This is a genomic window from Kitasatospora sp. NPDC048194 (genome assembly GCF_043202455.1).
Taxonomy (GTDB): domain Bacteria; phylum Actinomycetota; class Actinomycetes; order Streptomycetales; family Streptomycetaceae; genus Kitasatospora.
This window is the reverse complement of record NZ_JBIDAK010000049.1, coordinates 1-21,562: the sequence shown is the minus strand read 5'-3', so window position 1 is coordinate 21,562 and position 21,562 is coordinate 1. Positions and strand designations below refer to the sequence as shown.

Annotated in this window: 17 protein-coding genes and 1 pseudogene; 10 read left to right on the top strand and 8 right to left on the bottom strand. The window is 73.3% G+C overall.

The genetic code is table 11. The features are described from left to right. Nucleotides 1-33: 33 nt before the first annotated feature. The 4 genes from ACGF07_RS33860 (at nt 34) to ACGF07_RS33845 (ending at nt 6,694) form a co-directional block, all read left to right on the top strand. On the top strand, nt 34-2,397 hold the full coding sequence (locus ACGF07_RS33860; RefSeq protein WP_392905206.1) for a Helicase associated domain protein: 2,364 nt from the start codon (nt 34-36) through the stop codon (nt 2,395-2,397). A gap of 648 nt (nt 2,398-3,045) precedes the next feature. Further along, nucleotides 3,046-4,341, top strand: a complete 1,296-nt coding sequence (locus ACGF07_RS33855; protein ID WP_392905204.1) for a lycopene cyclase family protein — start codon at nt 3,046-3,048, stop codon at nt 4,339-4,341. After that, nucleotides 4,338-5,141 carry a methyltransferase gene (locus ACGF07_RS33850; protein ID WP_392905202.1) on the top strand — a complete coding sequence of 268 codons (804 nt, stop codon included), beginning with the start codon at nt 4,338-4,340 and terminating at the stop codon, nt 5,139-5,141. The genes ACGF07_RS33855 and ACGF07_RS33850 overlap by 4 nt, the downstream gene beginning before the upstream one ends. Further along, complete coding sequence (locus tag ACGF07_RS33845) at nt 5,138-6,694, top strand: FAD-dependent oxidoreductase (protein ID WP_392905200.1); 1,557 nt, start codon at nt 5,138-5,140, stop codon at nt 6,692-6,694. The genes ACGF07_RS33850 and ACGF07_RS33845 overlap by 4 nt, the downstream gene beginning before the upstream one ends. Before the next feature lie 27 nt (nt 6,695-6,721). On the opposite strand, the gene ACGF07_RS33840 is transcribed toward ACGF07_RS33845, so the two are convergent. Genes ACGF07_RS33840 through ACGF07_RS33825 form a run of 4 tightly spaced genes read right to left on the bottom strand, consistent with a single transcriptional unit; the run spans nt 6,722 to nt 11,377 of the window. Then, the gene (locus ACGF07_RS33840; RefSeq protein WP_392905198.1) at nt 6,722-7,732 is read right to left on the bottom strand and encodes a DUF5914 domain-containing protein; all 1,011 of its coding nucleotides are present in this window, start codon (nt 7,730-7,732) and stop codon (nt 6,722-6,724) included. Beyond that, a complete protein-coding gene (locus ACGF07_RS33835; RefSeq protein WP_392905195.1) occupies nt 7,729-8,736 on the bottom strand; it encodes a phytoene/squalene synthase family protein in 1,008 nt (335 codons plus the stop codon). Before ACGF07_RS33835 ends, ACGF07_RS33840 begins: the two co-directional genes overlap by 4 nt. Continuing rightward, on the bottom strand, nt 8,733-10,271 hold the full coding sequence (gene crtI, locus ACGF07_RS33830; RefSeq protein WP_392905193.1) for a phytoene desaturase family protein: 1,539 nt from the start codon (nt 10,269-10,271) through the stop codon (nt 8,733-8,735). Before crtI ends, ACGF07_RS33835 begins: the two co-directional genes overlap by 4 nt. Then, nucleotides 10,268-11,377, bottom strand: coding sequence for a polyprenyl synthetase family protein (locus ACGF07_RS33825; RefSeq protein WP_392905191.1), 1,110 nt, complete (start codon nt 11,375-11,377; stop codon nt 10,268-10,270). Before ACGF07_RS33825 ends, crtI begins: the two co-directional genes overlap by 4 nt. Nucleotides 11,378-11,744: 367 nt before the next feature. Here ACGF07_RS33825 and ACGF07_RS33820 point away from each other — a divergent pair, with 367 nt between their 5' ends. Continuing rightward, on the top strand, nt 11,745-12,278 hold the full coding sequence (locus ACGF07_RS33820; RefSeq protein WP_392905189.1) for a hypothetical protein: 534 nt from the start codon (nt 11,745-11,747) through the stop codon (nt 12,276-12,278). A gap of 103 nt (nt 12,279-12,381) precedes the next feature. Here the strand turns inward: ACGF07_RS33820 and ACGF07_RS33815 are convergent, their stop codons facing one another. After that, a complete protein-coding gene (locus ACGF07_RS33815) occupies nt 12,382-13,305 on the bottom strand; it encodes an NADP-dependent oxidoreductase (protein ID WP_392905187.1) in 924 nt (307 codons plus the stop codon). Nucleotides 13,306-13,449: 144 nt separating this feature from the next. Here ACGF07_RS33815 and ACGF07_RS33810 point away from each other — a divergent pair, with 144 nt between their 5' ends. After that, the gene (locus ACGF07_RS33810) at nt 13,450-14,529 is read left to right on the top strand and encodes a GlxA family transcriptional regulator (RefSeq protein ID WP_392905184.1); all 1,080 of its coding nucleotides are present in this window, start codon (nt 13,450-13,452) and stop codon (nt 14,527-14,529) included. Nucleotides 14,530-14,701: 172 nt separating this feature from the next. Here ACGF07_RS33810 and ACGF07_RS33805 read toward each other — a convergent pair whose 3' ends face one another. Next, nucleotides 14,702-15,973, bottom strand: coding sequence for a PP2C family protein-serine/threonine phosphatase (locus ACGF07_RS33805; RefSeq protein ID WP_392905181.1), 1,272 nt, complete (start codon nt 15,971-15,973; stop codon nt 14,702-14,704). Between the two features lie 329 nt (nt 15,974-16,302). After that, complete coding sequence (locus ACGF07_RS33800) at nt 16,303-16,890, bottom strand: TetR/AcrR family transcriptional regulator (protein WP_392905178.1); 588 nt, start codon at nt 16,888-16,890, stop codon at nt 16,303-16,305. Between the two features lie 104 nt (nt 16,891-16,994). Between ACGF07_RS33800 and ACGF07_RS33795 the strand changes: the two genes are divergently transcribed. The 3 genes from ACGF07_RS33795 (at nt 16,995) to ACGF07_RS33785 (ending at nt 20,202) form a co-directional block, all read left to right on the top strand. Then, complete coding sequence (locus tag ACGF07_RS33795; protein ID WP_392905175.1) at nt 16,995-18,071, top strand: Gfo/Idh/MocA family protein; 1,077 nt, start codon at nt 16,995-16,997, stop codon at nt 18,069-18,071. Between the two features lie 296 nt (nt 18,072-18,367). Then, nucleotides 18,368-19,390 carry a DUF6585 family protein gene (locus ACGF07_RS33790; RefSeq protein WP_392905172.1) on the top strand — a complete coding sequence of 341 codons (1,023 nt, stop codon included), beginning with the start codon at nt 18,368-18,370 and terminating at the stop codon, nt 19,388-19,390. Between the two features lie 74 nt (nt 19,391-19,464). Further along, entirely contained in the window at nt 19,465-20,202 is a 738-nt protein-coding gene (locus ACGF07_RS33785) for an alpha/beta fold hydrolase (protein ID WP_392905170.1), read from the top strand. Between the two features lie 294 nt (nt 20,203-20,496). Here the strand turns inward: ACGF07_RS33785 and ACGF07_RS33780 are convergent. Further along, nucleotides 20,497-20,676, bottom strand: a pseudogene (locus tag ACGF07_RS33780) (nuclear transport factor 2 family protein); the annotation flags it as partial. Between the two features lie 22 nt (nt 20,677-20,698). On the opposite strand from ACGF07_RS33780, the gene ACGF07_RS33775 reads away from it, so the two are divergent. After that, nucleotides 20,699-21,337 (top strand): nucleotidyltransferase domain-containing protein, encoded by a 639-nt coding sequence (locus ACGF07_RS33775; protein ID WP_392905168.1) that lies wholly within the window; start codon nt 20,699-20,701, stop codon nt 21,335-21,337. The last annotated feature ends 225 nt before the right edge of the window (nt 21,338-21,562 follow it).

Genomic DNA, 21,562 nt, shown 5'->3' with positions numbered 1-21,562 from the left:
CAACGCCCAGTCGACGAAGGAGAAGCCACCGCCGTGGACACCACCACCACCGCCGCCGCCGAGCACGGCGTGCCGGCCGCTCTGCGCGCCCAGGCCGTACCGCAGCTCCCGGCGCAGCCGTCCGCCATCGCCGCGGTGAACCCGTTGCCGCTGCACTGGTTCCAGAAGGACGCGGTGGCGGCGGCGGTGCGCGCGGTGAAGGACGGTGGCCGGGCGACCGTCGTGGCGGCGACCGGTTCGGGCAAGACCCTGATCGCCGCCGGCTGCGCTCGGCGGCTGGCGGCTCGGGGGCGGGTGCTGGTGTTGGTGCCGACGATCGAGTTGCTGGAGCAGACGGCGGAGGCGTGGTCGCTGCGGGGCGGGCGCCGGGGTCTGGCGGTGGCGGCGTGTTCGCGGGAGGAGGCGCTGGAGAGCGCGGAGGCCGGCGGCCGGGTGTGGGCTCAGGTGTCGACGCAGGGCGCTCGGATCGCCGACCTGGTCGCTTCCGCAAGGCGCGGTGAGCCGGTGACCGTGTACGCGACCTACGCCTCGTTGGAGCGGATCGTCCAGGCCCACCAGCAGTTCGGCCTCCCGGCGTGGGACCTGGTCGTGGTCGACGAGGCGCACCGCACGGCCGGCTCCGAGGGCAAGGCGTGGGCGGCGGTCCACGACGACGCCCAGGTGCCCGCCGTGCGCCGGCTGTACTTCACCGCGACACCGCGGATCGCCGACGACCGCCGGGCGAAGGCGGGCCTGGCCGACCTCGCCGACGGTGCCGAGCAGCTGCCCGCGCTGTGCTCGATGGACGATGAGACCATCTACGGCCCGACCGTGTTCACCTGGGCTCTTGGCCAGGGCATCGAGCACGGCTACCTCGCCGACTACCGCGTCCTGGTCCCCGTCGTCACGGACGAGGACCTGCGCGACCTCCTCAACCTGCCCGCCGTCGCCGATCTGCGCTCACAGCGCACCAACGAGGAACTCCTGCGCCTCGCGTTGCAGATCGCCGTGCTGCGCGCGGTCGCGGACCTGGAGCTGCGCCGGGTGATCACGTTCCACTCGCGGGTGGCCGGGGCGCGGGAGTTCGCGGACAGCCTGCCCGCGGCGGCCGCCCTGTTGAAGGACGCGGACCGGCCGGAGCGGATCTGGGCGAAGGCCGTCGCCGGCACCGACCGGCTGCGCGAGCGGCGGGCCGCGTTCGCGGAGTTCAAGGCCCACACCGGCGAGGATGGCGAGGAATGCGGGATCCTGTGCAACAGCCGGCTGTTGACGGAGGGCATCGACATCGCCGCCGTCGACGCGATCTGCTTCGCCGACCCCAAGTCGAGCGTGATCGACATCGTCCAGGCCGTCGGCCGGGCGCTGCGCCAGTCCTACCGGCAGGGCAAGGTCTCCTGGGTCATCATCCCGGTCTACCTCCCCTCGCCGGAGGTCGGTGATGACGGCACGGCGGCCGCGGACCCGGCGGAGGTCCGCGAGGCCGGGGCGGCGGTGCGGGCGGAGGCCGACGCCGCGATCGAGGCCAGCTCGTTCCGGACGATCTGGCGGGTCCTGCGGGCGCTGGCCGCGCACGACGCCCGGGTGGTCGGCCGGATCACCGAACTGCGCGGCACCCGCTCCCAGCCCACCGCACACACCACCGCACCGGTCTCGCCCGCCGAAGGCGAGACCGGTGCGGCGAAGGGCGAGCAGCAGCCGACGGCGCCGGTGGTGGAGTCGCCGATGGAATGGTTGCGCATCGACGCCCGCCGCCACGTCGGCGCGATTCTCCAGACGGTGAAGCTGCGGGCGTTCAGCCCGCGGGCGACGGAGTGGCAGCGCATGTACGCCGTCGCCGCCCGGTTCCACCTGGAGCACGGCCACCTCGACCCCACCGACAAGCAGACGCACGGCGACCTGATCTCCTGGCTCGACCGCCAGCGGCACCTGAACGGCCGGCACCTCCTCGACCCGGCCCGGATCAACGAACTGGACGCGCTCGGCATGATCTGGTCCAAGCACGCGAATGCCTGGGAGCGCGGCTACGCCTACGCCCGGGCCTGGGCCACCCGGCACGGCCACCTGGCGATCCCTGCCACCGAGAAGCTGGACAGCTATGCGGTCGGCGCGTGGATGCGCCGCCAGCGCAAGGCCGAGGCCCTCACGCCTCAGCAGGTCGCCAAGCTCGACGCGCTGGACGAGCTGTGGCGCCTGGAGCCGGACTGGAACCGCTCCTACCGGCGCCTGCTCGCCTACCTCGCCGCCGGCGGCACCCTCACCGGCCCCGCGAACCGCACCGGCCTCGGCGACGACCCGGCCTTCCGCCCCGGCACCTGGCTGCGCAAGCAGGCCAGGGCCCGCACTGACGGCAAGCTGACCGACCAGCAGACCGCGCTCCTGGACGCGCTCACCCGGCACGCCGAGACCGTCACCGGCTGACCCGCCCCGCACCGATCCCGCCGTCCCGGCTCGCCGGGCGCCGGCGGCGGCCCGGCGGGGTCCGGCACGCCGGCCTGCACCGGGGGCGGGATGAGCCGGTGGAAGCACAGCTCGCCCTTCGCCGAGTTGCTCCTCCTCCAGTCCACCGACCACCCGTGCCGCCGGGCCAACTGCTCGACCCGGACGGGCGCCAGGCTGGGTAGTTCGGGCGCCACAGGTAGGTACGACCCGGCCCGGCGCACGCCGCCGGGCGGCAGCCTCGACGGCTCCCAGCCGCTGTTCTTCTCCGCGGAGGCGAAACGCTTCCGCGGAGCCTCCGGTGTACTGCTCCCAGTCCTCGGGCCTGCCGTGCCACTCGACGCGCAGACGCCGCCAGGAGATCGCGGCCGTCGCTATCCCGCCCACGGCCTCGACGAACTCGCCGGCATCGCCGCCACCCGTGGCGCCGCCGGCTGCCGTCTTCTCGATGGCCACCACATCTCCAGGCAGGTTCTGCCGCACGTGACACGCCCGGAACGCGACAACGCCGTCGACACCGCCGCGCGCCTGGGACGATGCCCGCCGGGCCTGCCTGACCGCCAGCGGACAGTGCCGGGCGCAGACCGCCGTCAGACCCCGTCCAAGCCGGAAGGCGGAGGCAGGTTGAGGTTGAGAAGGACCGCTGAAGCCGGGGCCCGCCCCCTGGTCGTCATCGGCGGAGGAGCCGCAGGACTCAGTCTCGCCAATTGGCTGGTCGGACACGGACACGGGCACGGACACGGGGGAGACCGGCCCGGCCCCTGGCTCGACCTGACCGTCGTCGAGACCCCCGAGGGTCCGCTGCGCCCGCCACCGCGGACCTGGTGCTTCTGGGACGACCGCCCGGGGGAGTACGAGCAGGCTGTCACCGCGCAGTGGTCCCGGCTGCGGATCACCGGCCCCGACGGGAACGCCGTCGAGGCGGAACCCGCCCCACTGCGCTACCGAATGCTGCGCTCCACCGCGTTCGAGGAACTGGTCCACGACCGCCTCGATGCCCACCCCGGCGCCAGGATCGTGCGCGCCACCGTACAACGGGTGCAGACCCGGCCGGACGGACGCCCGGGCGCCCGCGTGGTCGCCACCGACCCCGCCGGACGCCCGCTCACCCTCGACGCCCGGTACGTCTTCGACTCCAGGCCGCCCGTGCGGCCGCCGCTGGCCCGGACCACCCTCCTGCAACACTTCCGCGGCTGGTTCGTGCACACCGACCGCCCGCGCTTCGACCCCTCGACCGCCCACCTGATGGACTTCCGCCTCCCGCAGCCCGCACACGGCCTCGCCTTCGGCTACGTCCTTCCCCTGGCCCCCGACCGCGCCCTCGTGGAGTACACCGAGTTCTCCCGACGTCCCCTGACCACCGCCGACTACGAGCGCGCGCTGCACGACTACACCCACCGCATCCTCGGCCTGGGCCCGTTCACGGTGGCGGAGGCCGAACAGGGCGTCATCCCCATGACGGACGGCCGCTTCCCCCGCCGTGCCGGGCCCGCACACGTACGCATCGGCACCGCCGGCGGCGCCACCCGCCCAGCCACGGGCTACACCTTCGCCGCCATCCAGCGGCAGAGCCGGGCCATCGCCGCGGCCCTCGCCCGGCCACCGACACCCGGCCGCACCGCACCCGCGCCCGCACCCCACCGCCGACGGGCCCTGGCCATGGACGCCGTCCTGCTGCGCGCCCTGGACACCGGCCGGATCGACGGCCCCCGCTTCTTCACCGACCTGTTCCGCCGCACCCCCGCCGAACAGGTCCTGCGCTTCCTCGACGGCAGGAGCACCCCCGCCGAGGAACTGCGCATCGGCCTGCGCTGCCCCGTCGGCCCGATGCTGCGCTGCGCCGCCGAACTCCCCCTGCTGCCTCGCCGGGCCCTGGCCGGCAGCGGACCGGAACACGCCCCGAACTCCTCCGAGGAGCTCCGATGACGCCGCTCCTGCACGACCGCGACCTCGTGCGTGCCTTCGACCACGCCGCACCGGCCTACGACCTGCTGACCGCTCTCAACCCCGGCCACCTCGCCGCCCTGCGCCGCTCGGCCCGCCGCCTGCGCTTGTCCGACGGCGGGGTCGGCCTGCACGTGCTGGACCTCGGCTGCGGCACGGGGGCCTCTACCCGGGCGCTGATCGAGGCCGCGCCGCACGCCCGGATCACCGCCGTCGACGCCTCCGCCGGCATGCTGGCGCGGGCGGCCGCGAAGTCCTGGCCGCGGAACGTGACCTTCCTTCACCGCACCGCCGAACACCTGGTGGAGACCGGCACCGAAACCGCGGCCACGCCCGGCGCCGGGCAGCGCTACGACGCGGTGTTCGCGGCGTACCTGTTCCGCAACACCACCGACCCCGACGCCGTCCTCGCCGGCGTGCACGCCCTGTTGCGCCCGGGCGGGCGCCTGGCCGTCCACGAGTACAGCCTCAGCGGCTCGGCGGCGCACCGGATGCTGTGGAACGCCGTCTGCCGCACGGTCATCGAACCCGCCGGAGCACTCACCGGCGACCGCGCCCTCTACCGCCACCTGCGCCGCAGCGTCCTGGACTTCGACACCGCACCGGACTTCGCCGCCCGCCTGGCACGGGCGGGATTCGCACCGGTGCGCACCCTGCCGGCGGCCGGATGGCAGACCGGCATCGTCCACACCTTCCTGGCCGCGCGCCCCCGCCCGGCCGCCGCCCCGCCCGGGGCCGCCGCGACGCGGCCGGGCCCCGCCGACCCGCAGGCGCACGCGTGAAGAACACGACACCCGCCGCCCGGCGCGGCCGCGACCGCCGGGCCGAAACGGTGCCGGCCGCACCGGGCCACGCCCGCTTCCCCGGAGCCGAACCGCCCCGGGTCGCCGTCGTCGGTGGCGGCATCGCCGGCCTTGCCGCCGCCACCGCACTCGCCGAACGCGGCATCGCGGTGACCCTCCACGAACGGGAGCCGGTCCTGGGCGGGCGGGTCGCCGGCTGGTCCACCCGCCTCGCCGACGGCTCGGCGGCCACCATGAGCCGCGGCTTCCACGCCTTCTTCCGCCAGTACTACAACCTGCGCGGCCTGCTGCGGCGTACCGACCCGGGGCTCACCCGGCTGGCCGCCCTGCCCGACTACCCACTGCGCCACCGCTCGGGACTGACCGACAGCTTCGCCCGGGTACCGCGCACCCCTCCGCTCAGCGCAGCCGGCTTCGTCCTGCTCAGCCCCACCTTCGGGCTGCGTGACCTGGCCGCCCTGGACACACGGGCGGCCCTGCCGCTGCTCGACGTCCGCGTACCCGAGGTGTTCGAACGGTACGACGGCACCAGCGCCCACGAATTCCTGAACAGGATCAACTTCCCCCGCGCTGCCCACCACCTCGCTTTCGAAGTGTTCTCCCGCAGCTTCTTCACCGACCCGCGCCGGCTGTCCGCCGCCGAACTGCTGCTGATGTTCCACATCTACTTCCTCGGATCTTCCGAAGGACTGCTGTTCGACGTCCCGACCGAGCCCTACCCGCAGGCCCTGTGGCAGCCCCTCGCCGACTACCTGGGCGCGCTCGGCGTCGATCTGCGCACCGCCTCCCCCGTCGACCGGGTCCGGCCGCTGGCCGACGGCGACATCGAGGTGGTGACCCCGGCCCGGGGGGCCGAGCGCCACCAGGCCGTCGTCCTGGCCCTCGATGCCGGCGGCCTACGGCGCCTGGTCGCCGCCTCGGAGCACCTGGGCCACCCGCGGTGGCGCGCCGACATCGCCGCCCTGCGCACCGCGCCGCCGTTCCTGGTCTCCCGGCTCTGGCTGGACCGCCCGCTCGCTGCGCACCGTCCCGGCTTCCTCGGCACCAGCGGCTACGACGGGCTGGACAACATCAGCGTCCTCGACCGCTGGGAGGGGGAAGCGGCCCGGTGGGCCGCCCGCACCGGCGGATCGGTGGTCGAACTGCACGCCTACGCCGTGGACGAGGACGCCGACCGCGAAGGCGCCCAGGAACGCATGACGGCCCGGCTGCACGAGGTCTACCCGGAGACCCGCGGCGCCCGCACCGTGGACGTGCGCCACGAATGGCGCGGCGACTGCCCGGCGTTCCCGGTCGGCGGATGGCCGCGCCGCCCGGGCGTCATCACCCCGCACCCCACCGTCGTCCTCGCCGGGGACCTGATCCGCACCGACCTGCCCGTCGCCCTGATGGAACGCGCCGCCACCACCGGCTTCCAGGCCGCCAACGCCCTGCTCGCCCGTTGGGGCGTGGCCGGCCAGACCCTGTGGTCCGTCCCCCGGGCCGGGCGCTGCCGCCCGCTGCGAGCCCTGGCCCGCCGGGCGGCCCGCTGACCGGAGGCCGGCGGGCCGCCCGGGCGCTCATCCGGGGAAGCGGCCGGTGCTGCGCAGGGCCCAGCGGCGCTCGGCATAGGCCAGGTCGTCGCGCCACAACCGCCCGGCCGTACGGCGCACCACCGGCCGCAGGACCGGAGCGAGCGCCCGGGCCACGGCGAAGCCGCGCCGTCCGGACGAGGCGACCACCGCCTCCACGACCGCCGAACGCGGGGCGGGGGAGAAGGGGGCGGTGAGCGCGGTGACATGGGTCTCCACCACCGAGCCGGCTCCCTCGCCCTCGGCGATGCGCATCACGACGGTCCGCGGCCCGGGCGCGGTGAACACCGCACGCACCGGTACGACCAGCCGTCCCGCCACCCGGAACGACACGTCGACGACGAACCCGTCCTGCCCGGCCCCGGCGCCGTCCGGCACCTCCACCACCCTGAGGTCCGCGAACGCGTAGGGATGCAGCCAGGAGCCGTGCCACGGGTCGAGCCGATTGGCCACCACGTCCTCGGGCTCGCACCGGCCCACCGCGGTGTACACCGCGGTGACGGCCCCCTTCGGGGCGGGGCGCCGCGGCACCGCCGGCTGCTGCCAGGGCTCCTCGCCGCCGACGGCGTCCAGCCGCACCCAGGCCAGCACCCCGTCCTCGTAGACCGGGTAGCGCTTCCACCCGGCGGTCCGACCGCCGTCGAGCACCAGACCGTGCCAGTGGCACACCAGTGTGCCGCCCACCACCCGGCCGTCCCTGAGCGGTGCGCCCAGGTGCGGACAGATCCCCGACCCGGCCCGCAGCGTCCCGCCGCCGTCCCGCCAGAGCACCACCTCCGTCCCGCCCACCAGGCGTCCGCACGGGCGGCCGCGGGAGGCGATGCTCCCGGCCGCGCCGACCACGTACCAGTTCCCGAACGGCCGGGACGCCGCCCGTTCCAGGGCCGAGGCGATCAGTGCCGGCTTCGCCGCCTGCCACGACGGCTCCTGCCGCGCCCAGGCGGGGCCCCGGCGCAGCCGCAGCGGCGAGGTCCACTGCCGCCCGGGCCACGCGCTCACCGCCCTGCCCTCCGGCCGCCCGGGCCCGCCGAACGGCAGGGCGGCGGGTCGGCGGGCAGGTCGCCCCGCACAGCCGCCCGCCCCCGGGCGGCCAGCACGCGCGCCAGCCCCGCCGCCGCGACTGCGGCGCGCCGGCGCACCGGCACCGCCGAACGCCGGTGCAGCACCGCGTACCCGTCCCCGGCGATCGCGTCCAAGATGCCGCCGTAGAGCACGAAGGCGGTCCGGATGCAGGGCCGGACCCTGGGATCCAGCATCGCGATGCCCGGCTCCGCGTCCCGGTAGACGCCGCGGGCCACCCCGGCGGCGGCGACCAGGGCCGTCCGGATGCGGGCGTCGTCACGGCCGGTGCGCCGGCTCCACTCCAGCAGCGGCCGGTCCACCCCGTGGGCCGCGAGCAGGTCGCCGGGCAGGTAGACCCGGCCGCGGTCCAGGTCCTCACCCACGTCGCGCAGGAAGTTGGTCAGCTGGAACGCCACTCCGAGGGCCGCCGCGTACGGCTCGGCCTCGGCCCGGCCCGTCACCGTCCCGAGCACGGGCAGCATCTGCAGGCCGATCACCGCCGCCGAACCGTGCATGTAGCGGTAGAGGTCCTGGTAGGTCGGGTAGTCGGTGACGGTGAGGTCGGCGCGCATCGAGGCCAGGAAGTCGGTGAACAACTCCGGGTCGATGCCGTACCGGCCGGCGGTGTCCGCGACCGCCCGCACCACCGGCTGGTCCGCGCCGCCGCCCCGCAGGCCCGCGGCCAGGTCCTCCTCCAGCAGCCCCAGCCGGCGGTCCCGCTCGACGGGCGTCTCCTGCCGGTCCAGCCCGTCGACGATCTCGTCCGCCCAGCGCGCGAAGCCGTACAGGGCGTGGACGGCGCACCGGCACTCCACCGGCAGCAGCCGAGCGGCCAGGAAGTAGGTGCGCCCGTGCCGGGCGTTGAGGTCGCGACAGGCGGTGTACGCCGCCCGCAGGGCCGGCGCCGTCACGCCCGCGGCGTCCAGTTCACGGGCCGTCATGCGCCGCCCCGCCGACCGGGAAGGGCCGCGGGCGCTGGTACGCGGCGGCCCGGGCGCGGCGTGCCGATGAGGCGGGCGGCGGCGAGCTTCCCGCTGATCAGCACCGTGGGAACGCCGACGCCCGGGGTGGTGCCGCAGCCGGCCACCACCGCGTTCTCCAGCCCCCGCACCAGGTTGCGCGGCCGGAACGGACCGGTCTGGGTGAAGGTGTGGGCCACGGAGAAGGGTGTGCCCGCCGCGTACCCCAGGGCCGTCCAGTCGGCCGGAGTCACCAGGCACTCCTCCTCGACGGCCCCGGCGATGCCGGTGAGACCGCGCTGCTCCAGGGTGTCCAGCAGGTGGAGGCGGTAGCCCGGCGCCAGGTCGTTCCAGGCCGCGGCGTCCGGGCCGACGACGGTGTTGGGCGCCGGCGCCAGGACGTAGTGGGTGTGCCGGCCGGCCGGGGCGAGCGACGGATCGGTGACCGTCGCCCGGGTGATCAGGAGCGAGGGGTCCGTCATCAGCTCCCCGGTACGTGTCAGTTCGTCGAAGGTCCGTTCCCAGGCATGGCCGAACGACAGGGTGTGGTGCGCCAGTTGGGGCCAGGTGCGGTCAGTGCCCAGGTGGAGGACGACCGCCGACGGCGAGAACCGCAACGGCGTCCAACGGCGCGGCGCCCGTCCCAGCAGCCGGTACGTCGCGGACAGGTCGGGCGTGAGCACGACCGCGTCGCACGGGATGCGCTCGCGGTCCGTGACGACGGCCGTCACCCGCTGCCCCGACCGCTCCAGACGCACGACCGTGCTCCCGTACCGGAACCCGGCACCAGCCGCCGCGACGGCCCCCGCCATCGCCCGGGCAAGGGCGTGCATGCCGCCGCGCGGGAACCACACCCCGGCCACGGTGTCCATGTAGGCGATGACCGCGTAGGCGGCCAGCGCTCGGCCCGGAGCCACCCCGGCGTAAAGGGACTGGAAGGAGAACACCCGGCGCAGCCGCTCGTCGCGCAGATGGCGTCCGATCCGCGGGGCGAGCCGGCCGAATCCGCCCAGCGCCGCCAGGCGGGCCAGGTCCGGGTTGAGCAGCTGCCAGGGAGAGTCGAAGTTGGTGTCGATGAAGCGCCGCATCTGCGCGTGGTAGAGCCGGGTGAGCCAGTGGCGCAGCTCCCGGTAGCCCGCCGCCTCCCGCGGCCCGGCGAAGCGCTCCACCTCGGCCTCCATCGCCTGCGCGTCCGTGTGCACGTCCAATGCGCTGCCGTCCGCGAAGCGGGCTCGGTAAGCCGGGCGCAGCGGCAGCAGGTCGACGTGCTCGCGCAGCGAGGTGCCGACGGCCCGGAACGCCTCGTCGGCCAGGTGCGGCATGGTCAGCACGGTGGGGCCGGTGTCGAAGTGGTAGCCGCCGCGGCGGATGCGCCCCGCCCGGCCGCCGGGCACGTCCCCCCGCTCGACCACGGTGACGCGCCGTCCCGCACCGATCAGGTGACAGGCTGCCGACAGCCCGGCCAGGCCGGCTCCCACGACGACGACGTGATCGGCCGCCGGCGCGGCGCGGCTCACGGGCCGCCCTCTTCACCGCGGAGCGGACCACGCGCCAGTCCCGCCGCCGCCCTCAGCAGGTCCGCCAGCCGTTCGGCGCCCGGAGCCTGTGGCCGGGCTCTCTCCAAGTGCTCCAGGCTGCGCTCGGACAGGCGCTCGATCCTGGCCTGGACCGCCGCCCGGGCCCCGGTGGAGACCAGGACCCGCCGGACCTCTGCCAGGCCGCCGTCGTCCAGGTCCGGATCGCCCAGGCAGCGCCCGAGCACATCCAAGGACGCGCTGTCACGGCGAGCGACGGCCCGGGCGTGCGCCACCGCGACGAGGAACGTGGGTTTGCCCGCTCGCACGTCGTCACCGCAGGGCTTGCCGGTGTCCGCCGGATCCCCGAAGAGCCCGTCGAGGTCGTCCCTGAGCTGGAAGGCGATGCCCGCACAACGGCCCGCCCGGCGCAGGGCCCCCGTCTGCTGCCGGTCGGCACCGGCCAGCGCGGCACCCAGGTGGATGGGCCGTTCCACCGAGTACATCGCACTCTTCAGGCACGCGGTCCGCACCGCCCGCCCCGGCGAACGGGAGCGGGTCACCTGGCCATGGAAGTCCATGTACTGACCGGCCACCAGCTCCAGCCGAAGGTTCGACCAGATGTCCCGCACCTGCTCGCGCCGGTGCGGGCGCACCTGCGCCAGCGCCGTGAAGACGAGATCGTCGGCCCACACGAGAGCCAGATCCCCGGCCAGGACACCCGAGCAGGCCCCCAGGTCCGCCGCCGGCCGGGCACCGGCACCAGGTGCGTACTGCGCGGCCACGTCCGCGTGGAGGGCCTGCCCGCCGCGGCGCCTGTCGGAGCCGTCCATGACGTCGTCCTGAACGAGCGCGCAGGTCTGCAACAGCTCCACCGCGGCGGCAGTGGTCAGGGCCGCGCCGCCCGGCACGTCCCCGGAGCGGCAAGCACGCATCGCCCACCAGAGGAACTGCGCCCGGGTTCGCTTGCCACCGCGCCGGGTGAACGCCGCCACCCGGCGCGCGATGTCGGCGGCGAACGTCCCGTCGATGGCAGCAGCTCGAACGACCCACCGGTCGAAGTGCTCGTCGAGCACCCGGCCGACCGCGCCCGGCACGTCGGGGTCCACCCCCTCCACCGCGAACAGGGGCCTCGCAGCGGGTGCCGGCCGGGGGAGCGGACAGGACATCGGGCTCGCTTTCCACATCACGTTCCGGGGGCCGTGCGCATGCGGGCCCGGGCCGCCGCGTGACCACGACGCCAACGGGCCCTGTCCCCCCTATCCCGGATCCCGGCGCGCCAGTCGTCCGCGATGCATGATTCATCCGCTTGGTGCCCCGAAGGCCCTCTCTTGGCACATTCGCCGCCCCGCCGCAGCCCGCCCCCGACAGTTGCGCGGTGAAGGCGGCCCGGGCCGCGCAGCCGCATCGCATTTGTGTCGGGCGCGGCGCCCCGGCCATGATGTGCCCTCTTGCGAACGAAGGAACGAAACGAACATGAACGTCCAGGTGGAGTACGACGCAGCACCTGAGGAGCTCGCCACCGCGGTGAGAGCCAACGTCCCCGCACCGGCAGTGCGCTGGGCGGTCGCCGGTGCCTGGTTGCTGCTCGCTCTGCTCTGCCTGGCGGCGGGCGGTGTCCTCTTCGCGGTCGCCGCGCTCATCGCCTGCCTGATCCAGGTCCAGAACATCACCGTGGTCGCCAAGAAGGCCGCTTCCCGTGCCGCCCAGCGCCAGGCGGGTCCCACGTCGGTCGTGATGACCGATCAGGAGGCTGTCATCCGGACGGCGTCCGGGGAGCTGAGGTTCCCGTGGGTGTCGGTCACCCGAGCCACCGACACCCCCCTGGCCTGGTCGGTCCTGGTGAAGAGGCCGGGCGGAGCGCCCGTGGCCGCGACCATCCTCAAAGCGGCCTTCACCGACGCCCAGGCCGCCGACGTCTCGGCCGCGCTCACACGGCTGACCAAGGCCAAGGTCAAGGTCCGCAGGTCGAAGGCCGCCGGCGTCGCGCCCGAAGCCCTGGCCCGGTAGCAGGGGCCGGCCTCGCCGTCTCCGCCACTGCGCTGGACGGGCGGCCCGCGGGCAGACCCGAGCAGCCGGGCGGAGGGTGGGTGCCTGCCGCCCGGCCGACCGGTCAGACGACGGTCAGGACGATCTTGCCGGTGGTGCGGCCCCGCTCGCCGAGTTCGTGGGCCTTCGCCGCCTGGCCGAGCGGAAGGACGGTCTCGACCACGGGCCGCAGTGCGCCCCGGTCGGCCAGGGCGGTCAGCTCGCGCAGGCCCAGGTGGTCGGGTTCCACGAGGACCCAGTCGGCCCGTACGCCGTCGCGGGCGGCGGGCACGTCGTCCGGGCCGGGCAGGGTGATCAGCCGGCCGCCGGGCCGCAGGACCGCCAGGGAGCGCTCGGCGATCTCGCCGCCGAGCCCGTCGAGCACCACGTCCACGTCGGACACGGCGTCCTCGAACCGCACCGCCCGGTAGTCGACGACCTGGTCCGCACCCAGTTCGCGCAGCAGCCCGTGCTTGCCCGCGCTGGCCGTGCCGATGACGTGGGCGCCGCGGGCCTTGGCGATCTGGACGGCCAGGTGGCCGACCCCGCCGGCCGCGGCGTGCACCAGCACCCGTTCACCGGGGCGCACGTCCGCCGCGTCGACCAGGGCCTGCCAGGCGGTCAGTCCGGCCAGCGGCAGGGCCGCCGCCTCCACGTGCGTCAGGTTCGTCGGCTTCGGGGCGAGGTGCCTGGCCGGTGCCACCACGTACTCCGCGTACGCGCCCGCCTGGCGGGGGAACAGCGGCATCCCGTAGACCTCGTCGCCGGGGCGGTGGACGCCCACCCCCGGGCCGACCGCCGCCACGGTGCCGGACACGTCCCAGCCGACCGCCGGTACGTCGCCCCACTCGATCAGGCCCCCGCTCGCCCGGGTCTTCCAGTCCACCGGGTTCACCCCGGCCGCGTGCACCCGCACCAGGACCTCGTTCAGCCCGGGCTCGGGCCGCGCCAGCTCCCGCTCGACCAGCTGCTCGGGTCCGCCCCACTGCTCCACCACCACTGCACGCATGTCCGTACGCCTCGTTCTCCCCGGTCCGGCCGGACCGGTCGATTCGCTTCACCGCCGGGGTCCCCGGCACGACGGGGTCAACCCTCCGGCATCCGGGGCGTCCATGGTGTTGGCCGTCCGGCCACTATGTGACAGGATCTGGCCATGGGACGGATCCGGGACGAAGCACCGCAGAACACCTCGCACCGGGCGGCGGCGGTGCCCGGGCCGCACCGGATCGCCGTGCTGGCCCTGCCCGGGGTCCCGCCGTTCGAACTCGGCATCCCCTCGCGCGTCTTCGGCAGCGCCCAGGACGCCGAGGGCCGCCCGCTCTACGAGGTCACGGTCTGCACCGCCGACGGAAGCGCCGTCCTCAGCGACGCCGGCTTCACCGTGCAGCCGGCCGCCGGCCCGGAAGCCCTGGCCGCGGCCGACACCGTGGTCGTCCCGCCCACCCACGCGATGCCGGAGCTGGGGCGCGGCGGTCCGCTGCCGCCCGAGGTCACCGCGGCCGTCGCCCGCATCCGCCCCGGCACCCGGCTGGTGTCCATCTGCTCCGGCTCCTACGTGCTCGCCGCGGCCGGGCTGCTCGACGGGCGACCCGCGACCACCCACTGGAACCTCGCCCCCGAGTTTCGCCGCGCCTACCCGGCGGTCAGGGTCGACGAGGAGGTGCTCTTCGTCGACGACGGCGACGTGCTCACCTCCGCGGGGGTGGCCGCTGGCGTCGACCTGTGCCTGCACATCATCCGCCGCGACCACGGCGCGGCCGTCGCCAACCGGACCGCCCGGATGTGCGTGGTACCGCCGTGGCGGGACGGCGGGCAGGCCCAGTACATCGACCGTCCGGTCCCCGACCCCGCCATCGCCGACACGAGCGCCACCCGGGCCTGGGCCCTCGACCATCTCGGCGAACCGCTGCCCCTCGGCCGGCTCGCCGAGCACGCCCGGATGAGCCTGCGCTCCTTCACCCGGCGCTTTCGCGACGAGGTCGGCATGACCCCGGTCCAGTGGCTCACCGCTCAGCGGCTCGAACTGGCCAAACAGCTCCTGGAGACCACGGACCTCTCCATCGACCTGGTCGCCCACCGGGCCGGCTTCGGCACCGCGAACTCCCTGCGCGCCCACATGCGGGCGGCGCTCGGCGTCTCACCCGCCTCCTACCGCCGCACCTTCGGCACGGACGACCGGGCGGAGGACCGGAGGGAGGACCGGGCGGACGGCCGGGTGGCGGGGCTGCGGTGACCGGCAGCCCAGCCGCCCCGGTCGGCGGGCTCCGCCCGGGGGTGCCTCTCGGTCGTCCGTCAAGGCTGCGGGGGTCATGCGGCCATGGTTTCGCAGCTGCGGCATCACGCGGACGGTGCGGTCGATCGGGCCTGCGCTCGGGACGCCCTCGGCGGCCGCCGCCGGCCCGGCGTCACCCTTCGACCAGGAGCGGCCCGTCGAGTCGGTCTTCGGTGGGGGTGCGGATGGCCAGGATGGCCATGTCGTCGTGGCCGTCGCTGGGGTGGTTGTCGGCGAGGGTGCGGACGAGGTCGTCCAGGGGCTGGTGGGCGTGGGCGGCGGCGAGGTCGGCAAGGGCTGCGAGGCGGTCGTCGATGGCGTGATCGGGGTGTTCGACGAGGCCGTCGGTGAAGAGCAGGACGGTGGTGCCACCGGGCAGGAGGTGGGTGTGGTCGGGGCGACGGATGTCGGGGTCGACGCCGAGAGGGATGCCAGGTTCGGCGTGCAGGTACCGGGCGGGTCCGTCGGGCGTGAGGATGAGCGGGGGGAGGTGGCCGGCGGTGGTCCAGTGGAGGGTCCAGCCGTCGGCGGCGGGTTCGATCCGGGCCAGCAGCGCGGTGGTGACGGGCAGGTCGGTGATGGCCTGGACGGTGTGGTCGAGCTGGGTCAGCACCGCGCTGGGCGGCGTCTTGCGGATGTAGAGCAGGGCGCGGAGCATGTTGCGGGTCTGGGCCATGGCGGCGGCAGCCTGCAGGTCGTGGCCGACGACGTCGCCGATGACGGCCGCGCAGGCGTGGTCGGGCAGGACGGCGGCGTCGTACCAGTCGCCGCCGACGCTCGCCGGTTCGGCGGCGGTGCGGTAGATCGCGGCGCCGGAGAACGGGGTGAGGTCCGGCAGGGTGGGCAGCAGCAGGCGCTGGAACTGTTCGGCGCTGTCGCGCATGTAGCTGAACAGGCGGGCGTTCTCGATGGCGATGCCGGCGGCTCCGGCGAGGGCGCGTACGACCTCTTCGTCGTCCTGGTCGAACGGCCGGCCGTCATGGCGTTCGGAGAGGTAGAGGTCGCCGTAGATTTCGCCGCGGACGCTGACCGCCACGCCGAGCAGGGCGCGCATGGGCGGATGGCCGGGCGGGAATCCGACCGAGGCCGGGTGGGAGGGGATGTCGTCCACCCGCAGCGGCTCGGGGTGGTGGATCAGGTGCCCGAGGACGCCGCAGCCGTGGGGGAAGTCGATCCCGGCGAGGGCCCCGCGTTCGTCGTCGGTCAGGCCGGCGGTGACGAACTGCTCCAGGTGGTCGCCAGAGGGTGCGAGCACGCCGAGCGCGCCGTAGCGCGCGTCGGCCAAGTCCATGGCGGTCGTGACGATACGGTGCAGCACCGTCGGCAGGTCCAGCTCGCTGCCGATGGCCAGCACCGCCGACAGCAGCCCCTGCAGCCGGTCCTTCGCCCTGGCCAGAGCACGCAACTGCTGAGCGATGCCCTCCGACTGATCGTCCAGGAACAGCCGGAGATCCGGCCTGTCCTCACCAGGTGACGTGCCTGGATGATCCGCATCACGATTCACGCGTCGCCTCGTTCATCACCGCCAACGCTAAACACGGCACCGTCACCAGGGCGGGAGCACACGCCCAGCAGGCGTCACCGATCGCGGGAGCCGGACGCGAGCGCCAACCGCTCGGTGTCCCATGACGCCGATTCCGGCGGCCGAGCCGCCCCACCGGCAGGCGTTCCCGGATCACCAAGCGATCCCTTGGGGCTGACGGCTGTACCGCTGCCACAGGCAGTGACGTCCGGTCAGCTGGGCAGTTGGAACAGGCTACGCAATGCCAGGTCGGCCACTTGGTGCAGCTGGTCGCGAGTGCAGCCGCTCGCCGCCTGTACGGCGATGCCGTCGGTGACGGTGTACACCAGCCGGGCGAGGACGCGCGGATCGGTGTCTGCCGGGAGGTCGGCTGCCTGCTCGAAGCGGTGGCGGAGCGCGGTTTCGCCGGCCATTCGCCGTGCGATCACCTCCTGGCGGATCGGTTCGGAGTCCGGGCCGCAGGCGTGGACGCTGTTGACGCTCAGGCAGCCGTGCGGGGTGTCGCGCCCCGTGGTCAGCTCGACGGCCCCGAGGAGCAGCCGTTCGATCACGGTCTGCGCGGTGGGCGCCTCGAGGGCCTCGGCGGCGAAGGCTCCGGGGCTGGTGAAGTAGCGGTCGAGCACTTTTCGGAACAGCTGTTCCTTGTTGCCGAAAGCCGCGTACAGACTCGGCCTGTTGATGTCCATGGCCGCGGTCAGGTCCGACAGGGACGTCCCCTCGTAGCCCTGCCGCCAGAAGACCTCCAGTGCCCGGTCGAGCGCGGTTTCCGGGTCGAAGGCACGTGGGCGACCGCCTGACATGCGGCACCTCCTCAAGTTTTTTACCTATCGGTACGTTACCCCTTGAATCCCGGCCCCGATTCTCCTAGTTTCGTATCGATCGGTACAGAACTAGGGGAGGGCACATGATCAGGGTCGGGGTTGTGGGAGCGAGCGGCTGGGCCGGTGCATCGCACCTGCCCGCACTCGCCGCACTCGCCGCGTTTGAGGTGACCGCGGTCGCGACGACCAACCGGGCCAGCGCCGACAAGGCGGCGGCTGCCCACGGCGTACCACGCGCCTTCACCGATGCCAAAGCCCTTGCTGCCCATCCCGACGTGGACCTGGTCGTGGTGTCGGTCCGGGCTTCCGGGCACGCCGAGGTGATCAGGGCCGCGCTGGAGGCGGGCAAGCACGTGCTGTCCGAATGGCCGTTGGGCGTGGACGCCGCAGAAGCGGAGGACCTCGTCCGAGCGGCCGGTGCGGCCGGTGTCGTGCACGCCGTGAACCTGCAGGGGTACCAGTCCCCGGACGCCCGGTACGTCGCCGACCTGATCGCCGCCAGCGCGATCGGCCGACTCGAATCGGCCGTCCTGGTCGCCGCCGGCGACCCACTGGGCGGCCCCCGGATCGCGCCGGAGCTGGCATGGACCACCGACCCGACTGCGGGCACCTCACTCCTGACCATCATGGCCGGCCACTTCCTGGCCACCCTGCACCGGATGGCCGGCAGGCTGGTCGAGGTCTCCGCGAGGTTGCCCCGCCCGCACGACCACGTCGCCGTCACGGGAACCGGCCGCACGGTGCCCAAGGGTGTGCCCGCACAGGTCCTGCTCCACGGCGTCCTGGAGAACGGCGCCTCCGCGTCCGTCGCCGTACACGGAGGCAGTGGGAGCCCGGACGGCTTCCTCATCAAGCTCGTCGGATCCGAGGGCGCTGTGGCGGTTGCCCCCACCCGACCAGGCACGTACATGCACTGGACCGACTGGGACATCCGGGTCAACGGCGAGCAGGTGCGGGTGCCCGACCACTACCGGACCGTCCCCTTCGACCCTGCCGGTGGACCGGTCGCCAACGTCGCGGCCCTCTACCAGGAGATCGCCGAGTCGATCGCCGAAGGGCGCCGGCCCCAACCCGACTTCCACACCGCCGCAGCCCATCACCGGCTGCTCGCGGCCATCGAACGCGCCGCAGCGACCGGCGCTACGGAAAAGGTTGGGTGATGAACCCGACTTGACCCCTGCCGAGATGCGCCGAGTCACCGGCAGGCCCGTCCCCATGACGAACCGGCGACAGGTGAACAGGCGAGCCACCAGCATCAACCCGCACCAAGCGGCGGTATTTGTCGTTTGCGCGCATCGGTCGAGGGCGCGAGGCTGCCCGAGAGCCAAAGCAGGACGAGGGTCTCCGGTCAACCCCTCTACCGGCAGGCCCCGGACGTCCGGAGCGGCCGCCCGGTCACGCCTTCGTGGTCCGGCCGAGTTAGCCTGAGGAGGTGGGGACTTGGGGATGGGCCGCAGTGGTTCCGGACGCTGATGCAGCCTTTGGCTTCAGGGTGACCTTCAATGCTCGGCTCTTCGGCACCGAGGCCGAGGCCAAGGAGCATCTGCAAGAGCATCTCGATGCGCGCGCGGGCGGGGACGGCGGGATCAAGGTCGCGGCGGAGCGGCTCCAGACCGTCTACTCCTTCTCGCTGTACGCCCACACGCACGCTCCGGACGGGCGAGGCTGGCACGTCCTGGCCGCGGACAAGGAACTGTGCCGACTCGTCGTCGACCGCAGCGGCGTCGTGCGCCGCGTCCGCTTTCGGCGGCCCGGCTGGTCCGCGGTCGGCTCCGAACCGGCTGGCGTGCCGCCCGAGATCGCCCGGATCGCCGGTGAGCGGCGGCTCGGCCGGCACTGCAAGACCCTCGCCATTCCGCTGGTCGCCGTCCCCGGTCAGCAGGTCTCCGGGAACCGGGTCTACGAGTTCGAGCACGGCCTTGTCCGGCACGACCAGGGGGCCACCCCGCTGGCGCTGCGTTGGGACGAGACGACAGAGCTGTACCGGGACGTCACCGTCACCCGCCACCCGCAGCTGAAACGCGAGTCGATGTCCTTCTCGTACACCCTGATCGGATCGAACGGCACGAGAATACCGATCACCGGCTCCTACGACGAGCATGCGGAAGGTACCGATTCGCCGGCCCGCCAGTACGCCCTCCTCGGCAGGCGGGCCGAAGAACAGGTCACCCGCGCCCTGATCTCCAGCGCGCGAGCAGCGCTGGACGACGGACAGTCCCTGACCTTCGGGAAGTTCACCATCAGCGAGGCCGGGATACGGGGAAAGCGGGGCCTCATCCCCTGGAGTGAGGCCACGGTGTCGACCACGGGCGGCCGCGTAACCGTCAGCAGAACCGGCAAGCTGTTCTCGGCCGCTTCCGAGAAAGTAGCCGACATCCCGAACGTGTCACTGCTGCTCACGATCGTTGACGCGTACCGTGCCGAGGCTAATTACGGGGTAGCTGGATCACAGAAGTTGAGCCAGAACCGAAACTCGTGAACAGAGACATCCCTGTGCCGACTGTCCAAGATCACCTGGGACCTCACATGACACGGAGGGAAGGTGTCAGTTTCATGACCGGCCCTACCTTGCCACGAGTACGACGGATCACGCGCCCCGATGTGATCCTGCGCGGGGAGGAGGTCGGTGCCGGACCGACCTTTCTACTCCTTCACGCCGGCGGCGAACGCCGGCAGGTGTGGGGGCCGGTCGGCGAGGTCCTCGTCGATGCCGGGTACCGGTGCGTGGCCTTCGATCAGCGAGGCCACGGCGACAGCGGGGGCCGTGCTCGGACGCTGTCCTCGTACGCGGACGACATCACCGCGATGGTGCACGCCGAGCCACCAGCAAGCGTGGTCGTCGGTGCCTCACTCGGCGGCCTCGCCGCCATCGCCGCCCTCATGGATCCGGCAGTGCGAGCCAGGGTGGCAGGGCTGGTGCTGGTCGACGTCGTCCCCTGCCTCGAACCCGCCAGGGTCCGCCGCTTCCTCGCCTCCGCAGGCCTGCTCGGCACCCACACCGAGCTCGTCGAAGACATCCTCGCCCAGGTTCCCCGCCTACGGCAGATCACCGCGGAACTCGACCTGCCCGTCCTGCTCGTCCATGGCGACAACGGCTCGTCGCTCACCGACGAGGACATCGACCAGTTGCTGCGGCTGGCTCCCCACACCGCAGTCCGGCTCATCCGGGCGCCGGACACCTCATCGCCCGCAATCAACCCGTGGCCTTGGCCCAGGTCGTCATCGCCGCCACCACCGACTGGCGGTAAGAGGTCCTCACAAAGGCGTTGGGCGTGTCTATGGGCGATCTGACGGGGTGTGCGCGGGCACCCTGCGCGATCTGCCGTCGGCCTCGTGAGCCACGCGGCGCCGGCGGCCTGGTGGGTCTCGCCGGTCTCGGCGGCGCGGGCCCGGGCGGCGTTCTTCCGCGTGGTTCTTGACCATCGGGTGTCCTTGCTGGTGGCCGACCCCGCTCCGGGCCGCTGGACGGCACCGGGACAGTCTGCTGAGAGGCAGCACGGTACGACCCTCGCGGTCCGCTATGCGGCAACCGTGCTGGTAGCGGCCATCAACCAGTGGTAGTGACCAGCGGACTCACCATTCTCATCAGCCGGTCACCCTCGGCGCTGCGCAGGCGTCGGCGATGACCCGTGTGTCCCAGTAGAACGGACGGACCTCGGTGATCTTCCCGTCCTTGACCGTGATCGCCTGCAGGATCGGGAAGGAGAGTTCGCGGCCTGTCGCACGAGCGCGAGCACGGACCTGGGTGAGCACTACCGCAGTCTCAGAATCCGTTGTCGTACCGATCATGGGGTTTGTTGATCGAACGGGTGAGCCAGGACGCGCGCTGGTTGGAACCGGGCAGCAGCCGGTGGTCAACCGCGCCGAACCGTCGGATATCTCGGTGGCGACAGATCGTCTGCGCTGCCAGAGTGCCCTGGTGCTGAATGAATCCGATGTACTCGAAGTGCTGGACCTGCTCAAGAGCGCAGGGGCTGCAGTCTGGGTGGACGGCGGCTGGGGTGTCGATGCCCTGATCGGGGAGACAACCCGAATCCATTCGGATCTCGACCTGGTCGTCCTGTCGGACCAGCTCGACGTAGTGCGGGACGCGCTGGTCGAAGCCGGGTTCACGGAGGTCCTGCGGGACTGGCTTCCCACCGGGCTGGCCGTCGCGGACAGTGCAGGCCGGGAGATCGACCTGCACCCCATCGTCGGCTCCTCCCGCGAGGGCGGGCAGCAGCTTCTCCCGGGCGGTGAATGGTTCCACTACCCGGCACCGGTCACCGGGACCATCGGCGGGCGCCAGGTCCCGTGTGTCGACGCGACGACGCAGGTGCAGTGCCACCTCGGCTATGAAGCCACGGACAAGGACCGGCAGGACATGGCACGGCTGCACACCGTCACGGGAGTTGAGCTTCCCTGGGATTACATGCCTACGCCTTGAAAGGTCGTTGTTCCGATCTTGAGGGCTGTCGGTCGAACGGGGGTCTCGATCGGGTGACTGCGGCGACAGTCGCGCATGAAAGCAGGGCCTCTTGGTAGCTCGAAGGGTGTCGACGCCAACAAGCTGTCCAGGAGTCTCAATGACGAAGTCAACCCGCCTGCGCGACCGGAGCGGGGGTGAAGACCCTGTTGTCGCGCAGGAGCGCCCACAGGACGCTCACCCGAC